This window comes from Streptomyces sp. NPDC005566 (assembly GCF_040605575.1).
Lineage (GTDB): Bacteria > Actinomycetota > Actinomycetes > Streptomycetales > Streptomycetaceae > Streptomyces.
In genome coordinates this window covers 207,740-220,210 of sequence record NZ_JBEXDB010000009.1, presented here as the reverse complement: position 1 = coordinate 220,210, position 12,471 = coordinate 207,740, and the positions used below count along the sequence as shown (strand labels likewise).

Genomic DNA, 12,471 nt, shown 5'->3' with positions numbered 1-12,471 from the left:
GCTGGGATGCGCCTGACTGCGGAGGCGTTTCGGTCTGCGGCGCGGACGTGCCGGTCTGCGGTGGCGGACAGTCGGTCACCGGGCCGCCGCCGCGAGGCCGATGCCGGTGTGGCCCTCGGAGGTGTCGACGGTGTCGAACAGCCGGTTGGCGGGGCGCGGCAGACCGTAGTGCTCGCGCAGGGTGGCGCCGGTGTACTCGGTGCGGAACAGGCCCCGCTCCTGGAGGATGGGGACGACCCGGTCCACGAAGACCTCCAGACCGGAGGGGAGCACGGCGGGCATGATGTTGAACCCGTCGGCAGCCCCGCTGTCGTACCAGTGCTCGATGGTGTCCGCGACCTGCTCGGCCGTTCCTGCGAAGGTGCGGTGGCCGCGCCCGCCGCCGAGCCTGCCGATGAGCTGACGCACGGTCAGCTTCTCGCGTCTGGCGAGCTCCACGACGAGTGTGTAGCGGCTCTTGGCCCCCTCGATCTCGTCCTCGCTGGGGAGGGATTCGGGGAGTTCCCGGTCGAGGTGGAGCTCCGAGGGGTCGAGCTTCAGCTTCTGCGCCAGCTGGCGCTTGGCGTACTCGGGGACGATGAGCCGGTCGAGCTCGGCATCCAGTTCCAGGGCCTCGGCCTCGGTGTCCCCGATGACGGGCACGATGCCGGGCAGGATCTTGATGCCGTCCGGGTTGCGGCCGAGGGCTTCGGCTCGCTGCTTGACGTCCTTGTAGAAGGCGATGCCCTCCTCGAGCGTCTGCTGTGCGGTGAACACCGCCTCCGCGTAGCGGGCCGCGAAGTCCTTGCCGTCCTCACTGGATCCGGCCTGGACGAGCAACGGGTATCCCTGAGGGGGGCGCTGGACGTTGAGCGGACCGTCGACCCGGAAGAACTCACCGGTGTGGCCGATGGCGCGGACCCGCTCGGCCAGTGCGTGGACGCCGCTCTCCTTGTCGGCGACGACGGCGTCGTCCGCCCAGCTGTCCCAGAGCTTGGTCGACACCTCGACGAATTCGCCCGCGCGCCGGTAGCGGTCGCGGTGCAGCGGGGTGTCGTCCAGACCGAAGTTGCGGGCCGCGTCGGCTCCGGCGGTGGTGACGATGTTCCAGCCGGCCCTGCCACCGGAGACGTGGTCGAGCGAGGCGAACCTGCGGGCCAGGTTGTACGGCTCGTTGTAGCTGGTGGAGGCGGTGGCGATGAGACCGATGTGCTGGGTCGCCCCGGCGAGTGCGGTGAGCAGGACGGTGGGTTCCAGCTTGGCGGCCGGGCGGCGGCCGGGATCGCCCATCAGGACGGGGCTGTCGGCGAGGAACAGGGAGTCCAGACGACCGCGTTCGGCGATGCGGGCGAGGTTCCTGTAGTGCTCGAGGTCGGAGTTGGCCTCGGCGGCGCTCTCGGGGAGCCGCCAGGACGCCTCGTGGTGGCCGGTGGACATCAGGAAGGCGTTCAGATGGAGCTGCTTGCGCGGCATGGTGTCTTCTCCTCGGGAGTCAGTTCGCGAGCTGGGGCTGGGCCACGCCGAGGGCGCTGAGCAACGTGTCGCGGTACTCCTGGAAGCGCGGGTCGCGACGGGAGCGCGGGGACGGCAGGTCGATCCTGAGGTCCACGGAGATCCGGCCGTCCTCGAGTACCAGCACGCGCTCGGCCAGTTCGACGGCCTCGTCGACGTCGTGGGTCACCAGGAGGACGGCGGGGCGGTGGCGTTCGTACAGTTCGCGCAGCAGGCCGTGCATCTTGATCCGTGTCAGCGCGTCCAGGGCCCCGAACGGCTCGTCGGCCAGGAGGAGTTCGGGGTCGCGGACCAGGGCTCTGGCCAGGGCGGCGCGCTGCTGTTCGCCGCCGGACAGCTCGTGGGGCCAGGAGCGGTCGCGGCCTTCGAGACCGACTTCGGCCAGTGCGGTCAGGCCTCGCTCACGGGCCTTCGGGCCGCGCAGACCGAGGATGACGTTGTCGAGCACACGCAGCCAGGGCAGCAGACGGGAGTCCTGGAAGGAGAGGGACACCCGCTCGGGTACGAGGAGTTCACCGGATCCCTCGACCGTGTGGTCGAGGCGGGCCACGGCCCGGAGCAGGGTGGACTTGCCGGAGCCGCTGCGGCCGAGGAGCGCGGTGAACTCCCCCGGTGCCACGGTCAGATCGAGGTCCTTCAGGACGACCCGGTCGCCGAACCTGCGTACCAGCCCTGTCGTGCGTACCGCGGGCCGCTCGCCCTCGGCGCCGGGCAGGACCTCCGTCAGCCCGCCAGTGTGCGTCGCCATGACAGGACCCTCCTTTCGACTGCGCGTACCGCCGCGTCGGAGGCGAAGCCGAAGATCCCGTAGGCCACCAGCCCCACGATGATCACGTCGGACTGGGCGTACTGCTGGGCCTGGAACATCATGTAGCCGATGCCGCTGGTGGCGTTGATCTGCTCGACCACGATGAGGCCGAGCCAGGACGAGGTGACTCCTAGGCGCAGGCCGACGAAGAAGCCGGGGAGCGAGCCCGGGGCGACGACCTTGCGGATGAACTGCCGGCGGCCCAGGTCGAGTCCCTCGGCGAGCTCCACGTACTTGCTGTCGATGCCGGTCAGCGAGGCGTACGTGTTGATGTACATGTTCACCGCGACGCCGAGCGCGATCACGGTGACCTTCATCTGCTCGCCGATACCCAGCCAGAGGATGAGCAGCGGGAGCATGGCCAGGGACGGGATCGCCCGCTTGATCTGGAGCGGGCCGTCCAGCAGGTACTCACCGCTGCGGCTCAGTCCGGCCGCCACGGCCAGGATCACACCGGCCGACACCCCGAAGAACAGGCCGAGTCCGGCGCGCTGGAGCGAGATCAGGACGTTGTCCTGGAGCCGGCCGGTGGAGACCAGGTCGCCCGCGGTGGCGAGCACGGTGCCGGGCGAGGACAGGATGCGGGGGTCGAGGTAGCCGCTTGCGGACGCCGCCCACCATGCGAGGACGAGCAGCACGGGCCCGATCAGCCGCCCGAAGGGCAGGGACCGGCCGGGGCCGAGCCGCCGCCGGGTGCCGCGGGACGCGGGGGCGGCTCCCGCGGCGGCCCGCGGAGCCTCAACGACCTCGGGCCGGGCTTCGCGTGCCTTGGACAGCAGATCCGTCATGACCCCTCCCGGTACTCGGCGGCCACGGCCGCGGCCGCCAGCCCTTCGAAGCGGCGGTCGAACAGCTCGGACGCCTTCTGCTCGGGTACGAAGCCGCCCTCGGCCAGCAGGTCGGCGGTCTCCTGCTCCCAGGCGATGGCCTCGTCCCAGTTCGCCGGGAAGTGCGGCTTGTTGAGGGAGGCGACGATGCGCTTGCCGTCCTCCGCGGTGACGCCCTGATCCTTCACGTAGTACGTGTCGATCCACTCGTCGCTGTTCTCCCACGCCCACACCTGGCCCCGTGCCCACAGCGGTATGAAGCTGCGCACCGCCGCCGCCTTCGCCGGGTCGTTGAGGACCTCGTTCGGCGCCCAGAGCACGGTCAGCAGGTCCACGACCTCTGTCTTCACCCCGCGGGCGCCGTCCTTGGCGTACTGGCTGAGGTACTTGGTGATGGTCGGCTCGCCCAGCGGGGCCACGTCCACCTGCTTGGACTGCAGGGCGGTCAGGAACTGGGTGCTGGGCAGGGCGACGAGCTCGACGTCGCTGTTGCTCAGACCCGCTGCCTTCAGCGCGCGCAGGACCACGACGCCCTGGGCCTGCCCCTGGGAGAACCCGATCTTCTTGCCCCGGAAGTCCTCGACGTTCCTGACGGACGATCCGGGTGCCGTGGCGAAGACGTACGTCGGCTTCTTGCGGACCTGCACCCCGACGATTTTCGCTCCGACACCGATGGCGTGCGCCTGGATCGGCGGGATTCCCGCATTGGTGGCCAGGTCGATCGATTTCGCGCGGAATCCCTGGATGATATCGGGGCCCGCGGAGAGGTTCGGCCATTCCGTGACGGTGAAGTTCAGCTCTTTCGCGAGCCCGGCCGGCTCCAGTTGGAGTCGAGCCGTGCGGACCGCGATGGCCAGTTTCGTGCCGGGCGGCGGATCTCCCGAGGGCAGGGCGCCGGCCGGTTCCGCGTCGGCCACGGCTTTGGTCTGCGGAGAGCAGGCGGCAAGGCTCAGAACCGTTCCGACCCCCAGTGCGAGGAAAGATCGGCGGGCAAGGGGCCGCTGTGCGACTTTGCGTGTCATGGTGAATTCCTGATCACTGGTCGTGCGTGGGACGGATGGAGTGGTAGGAGCCGTCGTGGAACAGCAGTGGGCTGCGTCCCTCGTCGAGCCAGGACTCCTCGACCCGGGCGATGACGATGCGGTGGTCGCCGGCCGGGACGATGTGCCGGACCGTGAGCCGCAGCCAGCCGGTCACCCCGTCGAGCACGGGCTCACCGCCCGTCAGCCGGCTCCACCGGGTCGGCGCGGCGAAGCGGTCGATGCCGCTGGTCGCGAACGTGGTGGCCAGCGCCTCCTGTTCGACGCCGAGGAAGTTCACCACCGCGGTGCCGGCCCGCTCGACGTGCGGCCAGGACGAGGCCGACGTCCCGATGCCGAAGGAGACCAGCGGCGGGGCGAGCGACAGCGAGGTGAGCGAGGTGGCGGTGAAACCGACCGGCCCGTGGCCGGCGTCGGCGGTGACGACGACCACGCCTGCGGGATACCTGCGGAATACCTGCTTGAAGCGTTCCGGGGCAATGCCGGGCGCTGCGCTTTCGGTTGATGCGCTGTCGGTTGATTGGACAGCGTTGTACGAGGACACGGTGACGGTCAACGTCTCTCCCCGGTCGGAAAGGCGGAAAATGGGTGCGCGAAACAGAAGGGCGGCACGGTTGACACGCACGGGGTGCGGACCGCCCGGAAATTCAGCCGAGGGTTATCGGTTACCCGGACAGGGGCGACAACAGGAACGCCGGGCGATATCGCTCACCGGCCCAGCCGCGCGGCAGGAACGTGCCACCTGGGGCGCATTCCTCGAATTCCGCTGTCGGCTGGTCATGAATCCATCTTCCCGGTCGGGGCGAGGGCGGGTCAACAATGCAACGTTCTGAATTAAGTCGGTATCCGCCGAGGCGGTCAGGACACGGCGGGCAGTGCGGGCCACGGCCCCAGCGGGTCGGTGTACAGCGCGCCGAGCGCGACCGCGCCACCCGCGGTGGCCAGGACCGATCCGGTGAAGCTGCTCGGCACCACCGCGCGTTCGGGGTCGTCGCACACACCGGAGCGCTCGGCCACCTCGGCCCGCAGATCGGCGAGACACTGCGGCAGCCGGCCCGCTCCGGGCTCGACCACCACCAGACACTCCGGGTCGAACATGTCCAGCAGCAGTGCGGCGGCCCGGCCCACCAGCCGGGCGCGGCGGCGGAACAGCGCCACGGCGCGCGGCTCGTCCGCCAGCGCATGGTCCAGCAGTTCGAGGAACGACGCGACGTGCAGGCCCTGTTCGGCGGCCCGGCGGATCATGGCGCGCTCGGAGACCTCGGACTGGAGACATCCGGTACGGCCACAGCTACAGGGTTCCGCGTCACCCGATCCGCCCGGCCCGAGCGGCAGATGGGCCACGCTGCCCGCTCCGGAGCGCGGGCCCCGGTGCAACTCGCCCGCGGTGGCGAAGGCGGCGTCGACGACCGCGCCGATGAACAGCAGCACCGTGCTGGCCCGGGTCGAGACCTCACCGAACATCTGCTCCGCCCGCGCCAGCGCCCTCGAGTGGCTGTCCACATGGACGGGCAGCCCGGTCGCGGCGGCCAGGATCTCCCGTACGGGTACCGCGCGCCAGCCGAGATGAGGATGCTCCACGACCACTCCGGCGGCGGAGTCCACCCGGTGGCCGGTGGCCACACCCAGGGCCAGCACGGTCCGGCCGGCCGCGTGAGCGGCCGCCAGCCGGGGCAGCCGGGCGGCCACGTCGGCCAGGATGCCGCGGGGTTCGGTGCTGAGGTGCGGCCGGCGGTCCTCGGCCACCACCCGGCCGCGCAGATCCATCAGGGCGACCGTCGAGTGTGCGACGGCGATATGGGCCCCGGCCACCAGGAACCGGCCGGTGTCGATCTCCACCGGTATGTGGGGGCGTCCGAGCCCTCGTGGTCCGGTGGTCTCCTCGCTCTCACGGACCAGGCCGCGGGACAGGAGGTGTCCCACGTGTCCGGTCACCGAGGCGGGCGACAGGCCGGTGACGCGGGCGACGGTGGAGCGGGCCACCGGGCCGTGGTCGAGGATCGCGCTCAGCACGGCTCCCGTGCCGGAGACACGGCGGGCGGCTCCGGCCGCGGGGATGTCCGAGCGGCGCAGCGGACCGGTGCGGCGGGTGGGCGCAGGCAGACTCTTCACAGGTGTCTTCCAGGTCCTCGGTGGCAGCGGGCGGTACGGGTGCGGTCTCACCCCGGCGAAGGTGCCGGGGGGTTCCTCGTGGCGGAACCGTCCGGTATCGGTCCGGTCCGGATTCCGCTTCTCCCGTGCGGCGGGGCGCCCGCGGCGCGCAAGGGGGAGTGTGTCCCCGTGGGCGGCTCGCGCGGGCTCCGTGTGTTCAGGCCCGGTGACACGCCGCGGAGCACACGCGCTTCAGGTCGACATGACCTCGCGTCGTCAGGTGTGCGGATCGCTGCATGCCGCGCAACGTAGCCGGAACGGCGTAAGCCGGTCAAACCACTGCCCGCATGCTGGGACGCCTGTCCAGGGAGGCGTGTTGCGCGCGTATTGCGCCGCGTCGAAGGGGTGTTGAGAGCGTGTGGCGGCACCGTTTCGGCGCTTGACACGGACCGGCCGCCGCTTCCGCACACCCGGGCGTTTTCAGGATTTAACCTTTTGATGCCTTGTCACTCATGGTCTACGCGCATAGCTTTTGCCACCTCACTACAACTTGGGGGCAGTTCCCGTGCACATAGCCAGACCCGGCTCCGCCCTGCTGGCCGGCGCAGTCGCCGTAACCCTCTCGGTGACCGCGCTGCCCGCCGCCTTCGCGGCCCCGTCCTCCACCGCCGTGATCTCCGAGGTGTACGGAGGCGGCGGCAACTCCGGTGCGACCCTCACCCGCGACTTCATCGAGCTGGCCAATGCCGGCTCGAGTCCGTTCGGCCTGTCGGGCTTCAGCGTCCAGTACCTGCCGGGCACCCCGTCCGCGGGCTCGCTGTGGCAGGTCTCCGAGCTGTCGGGCGCCGTCGCGCCCGGTGGCCGCTACCTCGTCGCGCAGGCCGCCGGCACCGGCGGCACGGTGGCACTGCCGACCGCCGACGCCACCGGCACGGTCGCGATGTCCGCCGCGAGCGGCACCGTCGCGCTGGTGTCCGGTACGACACCGCTGACCTGCAGGACAGCCGCGGACTGCGCCGTCGACACTCGCATCGTGGACCTCGTCGGCTACGGCTCGGCGGTCGTACGCGAGGGCACCGGCCCGGCGACGGGCACCTCGGCCACCGCCTCCGTGGCCCGCGGCACCTCCCTGGCGGACACCGACGACAACGCGGCGGATCTGGCCGCGGGCACCCCGACACCGGTCAACGCCGCAGGCGAGACGTCGGGCGGATCCGGCCCCGGCGAGCCCGGCGGACCGACCGAGCCCGGCACCGTCCGGGTGCACGACATCCAGGGCACGACCCGTGTCTCCCCGCTCGTGGGTCAGGCGGTGACCGGTGTCCCCGGCGTCGTCACCGGCGTACGGACCAGCGGTTCGCGCGGCTTCTGGATCCAGGACACCGCACCGGACGCCGACGCCCGTACGAGCGAGGGCCTGTTCGTGTACACCGGCTCCGCCGCCCCCGCCGTCGCCGTGGGCGACTCGGTGCTGGTCAGCGGCAAGGTGGCCGAGTACTACCCGTCCTCCACCACCCAGTCGCTCACCCAGCTCACCGCCCCGAGCACCACGGTCCTGTCCTCGGGCAACGCCCTTCCGGCGCCCGTCGTCCTCGACGCGGCCTCGGTGCCCGATACCTACGTACCGTCGGCCGGCGGCGGCTCGATCGACGCACTGGCCCTGGATCCGGCCACGTACGCCCTGGACCTGTACGAGTCGGTCGAGGGCGCCCGCGTCACGATCGCCGACACCCGGGTGACAGGGGCGACGACCGCGTACGACGAGGTCTGGGTGACGGTCAAACCTCAGGAGAACCGCACCCGGCGCGGCGGCACGCTCTACGCCTCGTACGAGGACCAGAACACCGGCCGCATCAAGGTGATGTCCCTGAACCCGGCGCAGCCGGTCCCGGTCGCGGACGTGGGCGACAAGCTCTCCGGCTCCACCACGGGCGTCATCGACTACGCATCGTTCGGCGGGTACAACCTCCAGGCCACCGAGCTCGGCGCGCTCACCGACAACGGGCTGCGGCGCGAGGTGACGCGGAAGCAGAAGCACAAGGAGCTCGCCGTCGCCACGTACAACGTGGAGAACCTCGACGCGCTCGACGAGCAGGCCAAGTTCGACACGCTCGCCGCGGGTGTCGCGGTCAGCCTCGCCTCCCCCGACATCGTGTCGCTGGAGGAGATCCAGGACGACAACGGCGCGGCGAACGACGGCACGGTCGGCTCCGACGCGACGTTGCATCGGTTCACCGACGCGATCGTCGCCGCGGGCGGACCGCGCTACGCATGGCGTTACGTCGCCCCCGAGGACGGCAAGGACGGCGGCGAGCCCGGCGGCAACATCCGCAACGTCTTCCTCTTCAACCCCCAGCGGGTCGACTTCGTGGACCGTGCGGGCGGCGACGCGACCACCGCGGTGACGGCCGTGAAGACGAAGAAGGGTGCGACGCTCTCCGTCTCGCCCGGCCGGATCAACCCGACGAGTGCGGCCTGGGACGACAGCCGCAAGCCCCTCGTGGGCGAGTTCCGCTTCCACGGCAGGTCGGTCTTCGTCATCGGCAACCACTTCGCGTCCAAGGGCGGCGACCAGCCCCTGCACGGGCGCTACCAGGAACCGGTGCGCAGCTCGGAGACGAAGCGGGTCCAGCAGGCGGCGGAGGTCAACACCTTCGTCCGCTCGCTGCTGAAGGCGGACAGGTCGGCCCAGGTGATCACGCTCGGGGATCTGAACGACTTCGCGTTCTCGCCGACGATGGACGCGCTGACCGGTGGCAAGGTGCTCAAGCCGCTGATCATGACGCTGCCGAGGAGCGAGCAGTACAGCTACGTGTTCGACGGCAACTCGCAGACGCTGGACCACATCCTGACCAGCCCCGCGATCCGCCGCTTCGACTACGACGTGGTGCACATCAACGCGGAGTTCGCCGACCAGGCGAGCGACCACGACCCGCAGATCGTGCGGGTCGACGTGCACGGCAACGGCGGCCACAAGCACTGACCGCCTCCGGGGGCGGCCGGCACCGGCCGTCCCCGGATCCTGTTCGGCGCACCGCGGTCAGGCGCCCGCACGGGTCGCCGCCGTGCTGTCCGCCGCCGGGACCTGGCGCGGAAGCGCACGGGCTGCGGGCGACGGATCCGCCGGACCGTCCGACGGCCCGTCGGTGAAGAACCGGGTGACGAGTGCGGCGACCTCTTCGGAGCGTTCCAGCACCACCCAGTGGTCGGATTCCGGAAGCGTGAGGAAGCGGCTCCCCTCGATCGTCGCGGCGAACTCCCGCTGCCGTCGGGGCGAGGTCACCGTGTCGTGCTCCCCGGCGAAGACCAGGGCAGGTACGCCGGACAGTCCCCCGGAGAAGTCGGGCCGGTCCCCCAACGCCCGGTGCAGCGAGTCGGCGGCGTGCGGCGAGTGGCTGAGTGCGTGCAGGAACGAGCGGCGTACGTAGCGCCTGGCGAGTTCCCTGCGGTGCACCGGACGGTCCGGGTCCAGGCACATGAGTCCGTCGGCGGCCAGCCTCGCGAACCCCTCCGCGTCGCCTTCGGCAAGCCGCTCCGTGGCCCGGTGCCAGTAGCTCCGCTGGGCGGCGCCGATGTGCGTGGGGACTCCGCCGAGGACGAGCCGGGCGATGCGGCCGGGGTCGTGCCGCGCACAGGCGAAGGCGATGGCCGCGCCGTAGGAGAAGCCGAACAGGTTGACCCGGGGAGCGCCCATGTCATCGATGATTCCGGTGACCGCGGCACGCAGGATGCCCGCACAGTCGCCGGCCGGCAGCGGGTCCGCCGTACCCATGCCGGGCAGGTCCGCGGTCACCACATCGGCCACCGGGCCCAGGTGCTCGTCCATCTGCGGCCAGCCGAACATGCCCTGCAGCGCGCCGCCGAGGACGAGTACGGGTTCGATGCCCGGACCGTGGGGCGGTTCGGCACGGGGCAGGACGCGATAGGCGTACCGCAGCCCGTGGACGGACAGGGACCGGATGATCTCCTCGGGCATGGTGCTCCTTCCCGTCAGGCCCTGGTGAGGACGAGCGCCGCGTTGTGACCGCCGAAGCCGAGCGAGGTTTTGACCGCGCAGTCGAACACGCCCCGCCTGGCCTCCTTGCTCACCACGTCGAGGGGGATCGCGGGGTCGGGTGCGTCGAGATTGGCCGTCGGCGGTACGAGCTGGTGCTGCAGCGCCAGGACGGTCAGCGCGGTCTCGATGCCTCCGGCGGCGCCCAGGGTGTGACCGGTCATCGCCTTGGTGGACGTGACCAGGGGGTGTTCGCCGAGGACCCGGCGCAGCATGGTCGCCTCGATCAGGTCGTTGGCGACGGTCGAGGTGCCGTGGGCGTTGGCGTGGCCGATGTCGGAGGCGTCGAGGCCCGCGTCGGCCAGGGCGGTGCGCAGCGCCCGTTCGATGCCGAGGCCGTCCGGATCGGGGGCGACGGCGGAGTGGGCGTCGCTCGATGCCCCGTAGCCGGCGACGCGGGCGCGGACCGCGGCCCCTCGGGCCCGTGCGTGCTCGGGGCGTTCCATGACGAGGAGTCCCGCGCCCTCGCCGACGACGAAGCCGTCGCGGTGGGTGTCGAAGGGCCGGCAGGCGGCCTGGGGGTCGTCACGACGGGTGGAGACGGCCCGCATCTGGCAGGCGCTGGCAATGAGCAGCCGGGAGCAGACCGATTCGGCGCCGCCCGCGACGACGATGTCGCAGGCCCCGGTGCGGAGCATCTGATGGGCGGTGCCGATGGCGACGGTGCCGGAGGAACAGGCGGTGGAGACCGCCTGGCTGGGGCCGTGGACACCCAGATCCATGGCGACGCTGCTGGCGGCGCCGTTGACGACGGACAGCGGGGCGAGCTTCGGGGAGACACGTCGTGCGCCGCGCTCGTTGAGGGTCGTGTGCTGCTCGTCGTAGAAGGGCAGCCCTCCGTGTGCCGAGCCGATGACGACGGCGACCCGGCCGCTGTCCCAGACGGCCGGGTCGAGTCCGGCGTCGGCGACGGCCTCCCGTGCGGCGATCACGGCGAGCTGCGAGAAGCGGTCCATCAGCCGCTGCGCGGCGACGCCGAGTACGGCCTTCGTGTCGAGGTCCGTGATCGAGTACATGAAGTCGCAGGGCAGACCGGCCAGTTCGGGCCGGTGCATGACCGAGGGGGCGACAGTTGTGCCGCACACCCCGCGCCACGCCGCCTCGACCCCCACACCGGCGGCGGTCACCAGGCCGATCCCGGTGACAGCGGCGCTGAACGGTTCGGCCCCCGGACGGGCGGACGTGCGCGCGAACGGCCGCCGGGCCGTCACGCGCCGGCCTTGCTGCACACGGCCGCGACCAGTTGGCCCACGGTGTCGCGCGACGAGAGGACGACATCCTCGAGATCGATGTCCATCCGGTCCTCGATGAGGAGCCGGAGTTCCTCCAGGGCGAGCGAGTCCAGGCGCAGTTGACGGAGAGGGACCTCCGGCCGAATGGCCAGGGGATCCGTTCCGAACGTGGTGACGAGCAAGGCGCTGATCTCTTCCGAGGTGCTCATGAGGACGCTCCTCCGCTCTCGTACGCGGTGACGCCGGCCGCGTGGGGGTGGGACGGCCATCGGGGGCGCCGGCTGCTCCGGAGGGACCCTTTATACGCCTTCACGGCCCGGATTCCGGCCCCCGTTCCCCCGTGAGGAGGGGGGACGGCCAGGTGTGCGAATCCGACGTGGCGCCGGAACGGGTGACACGATGGGTGCGTACGAGGAGTCACGAGAGGGAGAAACGGTCATGGCGGCGGAGCAGCACGACGGTCCGGTACAGCTGAGCCCGACGAACTGGGTGGCCAGGCAGGCCGAGTTGTACGAGTCGTCCGGCGGGACCAAGGGCACCACCCAGCTCGGCGTCCCGTGCCTGCTGCTGGACTGCGTGGGCAGGCGCAGCGGAGCGGTACGGCGCACGGTCCTGATGTACGGGCGCGACGGCGACGACTACCTGATCGTGGGGTCGAACGGCGGCTCGGACAGTCATCCGCTCTGGTACCTGAACCTGCTGTCCGAGCCCGCCGTAGAACTCAGGGTCGGCACGGAGCGCTTCCCCGCACTCGCGGAGACCCTCACGCCCGAGGAGAAGGCCCGGGTGTGGCCGCACCTGGTGGAGGTCTTCCCCCGGTACGCGCAGTACCAGGAGGGCACCGGCCGCGACATCCCCGTGGTTCGGCTCCGGCGCCGCTGACCTGCCCGGACGGTCCGGCCGGTCGGTCCGGCGGAGTCGGCCTCCA

Annotated in this window: 11 protein-coding genes; 2 read left to right on the top strand and 9 right to left on the bottom strand. The window is 71.2% G+C overall.

The window, feature by feature from the left end; genetic code table 11:
- Positions 1 to 75: 75 nt before the first annotated feature.
- The 6 genes from ABZS61_RS16850 to ABZS61_RS16825 all read right to left on the bottom strand — a co-directional run bounded on the left by ABZS61_RS16850 (position 76) and on the right by ABZS61_RS16825 (position 6,278).
- Positions 76 to 1,452 carry an LLM class flavin-dependent oxidoreductase gene (locus tag ABZS61_RS16850; protein WP_356420795.1) on the bottom strand — a complete coding sequence of 459 codons (1,377 nt, stop codon included), beginning with the start codon at positions 1,450 to 1,452 and terminating at the stop codon, positions 76 to 78.
- A 19-nt stretch (positions 1,453 to 1,471) separates the two neighbouring features.
- On the bottom strand, positions 1,472 to 2,239 hold the full coding sequence (locus ABZS61_RS16845) for an ABC transporter ATP-binding protein (protein WP_356420793.1): 768 nt from the start codon (positions 2,237 to 2,239) through the stop codon (positions 1,472 to 1,474).
- Complete coding sequence (locus ABZS61_RS16840) at positions 2,215 to 3,087, bottom strand: ABC transporter permease (protein ID WP_356420790.1); 873 nt, start codon at positions 3,085 to 3,087, stop codon at positions 2,215 to 2,217. The genes ABZS61_RS16845 and ABZS61_RS16840 overlap by 25 nt, the downstream gene beginning before the upstream one ends.
- Entirely contained in the window at positions 3,084 to 4,148 is a 1,065-nt protein-coding gene (locus ABZS61_RS16835; protein ID WP_356420787.1) for an ABC transporter substrate-binding protein, read from the bottom strand. The genes ABZS61_RS16840 and ABZS61_RS16835 overlap by 4 nt, the downstream gene beginning before the upstream one ends.
- 13 nt (positions 4,149 to 4,161) lie before the next feature.
- Positions 4,162 to 4,647: a flavin reductase family protein gene (locus tag ABZS61_RS16830; RefSeq protein WP_356421138.1), complete on the bottom strand. Its 486-nt coding sequence runs from the start codon at positions 4,645 to 4,647 to the stop codon at positions 4,162 to 4,164.
- Positions 4,648 to 5,024: 377 nt separating this feature from the next.
- Positions 5,025 to 6,278: an ROK family transcriptional regulator gene (locus ABZS61_RS16825; RefSeq protein WP_356420785.1), complete on the bottom strand. Its 1,254-nt coding sequence runs from the start codon at positions 6,276 to 6,278 to the stop codon at positions 5,025 to 5,027.
- A gap of 544 nt (positions 6,279 to 6,822) precedes the next feature.
- Here ABZS61_RS16825 and ABZS61_RS16820 point away from each other — a divergent pair.
- Positions 6,823 to 9,240 (top strand): endonuclease/exonuclease/phosphatase family protein, encoded by a 2,418-nt coding sequence (locus ABZS61_RS16820; protein ID WP_356420783.1) that lies wholly within the window; start codon positions 6,823 to 6,825, stop codon positions 9,238 to 9,240.
- A 57-nt stretch (positions 9,241 to 9,297) separates the two neighbouring features.
- Here ABZS61_RS16820 and ABZS61_RS16815 read toward each other — a convergent pair whose 3' ends face one another.
- Genes ABZS61_RS16815 through ABZS61_RS16805 form a run of 3 tightly spaced genes read right to left on the bottom strand, consistent with a single transcriptional unit; the run spans position 9,298 to position 11,752 of the window.
- Positions 9,298 to 10,233, bottom strand: a complete 936-nt coding sequence (locus ABZS61_RS16815) for an alpha/beta fold hydrolase (RefSeq protein ID WP_356420780.1) — start codon at positions 10,231 to 10,233, stop codon at positions 9,298 to 9,300.
- 14 nt (positions 10,234 to 10,247) lie between these two features.
- Entirely contained in the window at positions 10,248 to 11,522 is a 1,275-nt protein-coding gene (locus tag ABZS61_RS16810; RefSeq protein ID WP_356420777.1) for a beta-ketoacyl-[acyl-carrier-protein] synthase family protein, read from the bottom strand.
- Complete coding sequence (locus tag ABZS61_RS16805; protein ID WP_356420774.1) at positions 11,519 to 11,752, bottom strand: acyl carrier protein; 234 nt, start codon at positions 11,750 to 11,752, stop codon at positions 11,519 to 11,521. The genes ABZS61_RS16810 and ABZS61_RS16805 overlap by 4 nt, the downstream gene beginning before the upstream one ends.
- Positions 11,753 to 11,981: 229 nt before the next feature.
- On the opposite strand from ABZS61_RS16805, the gene ABZS61_RS16800 reads away from it, so the two are divergent.
- Entirely contained in the window at positions 11,982 to 12,425 is a 444-nt protein-coding gene (locus ABZS61_RS16800; protein ID WP_356420771.1) for a nitroreductase family deazaflavin-dependent oxidoreductase, read from the top strand.
- Positions 12,426 to 12,471: the final 46 nt, after the last annotated feature.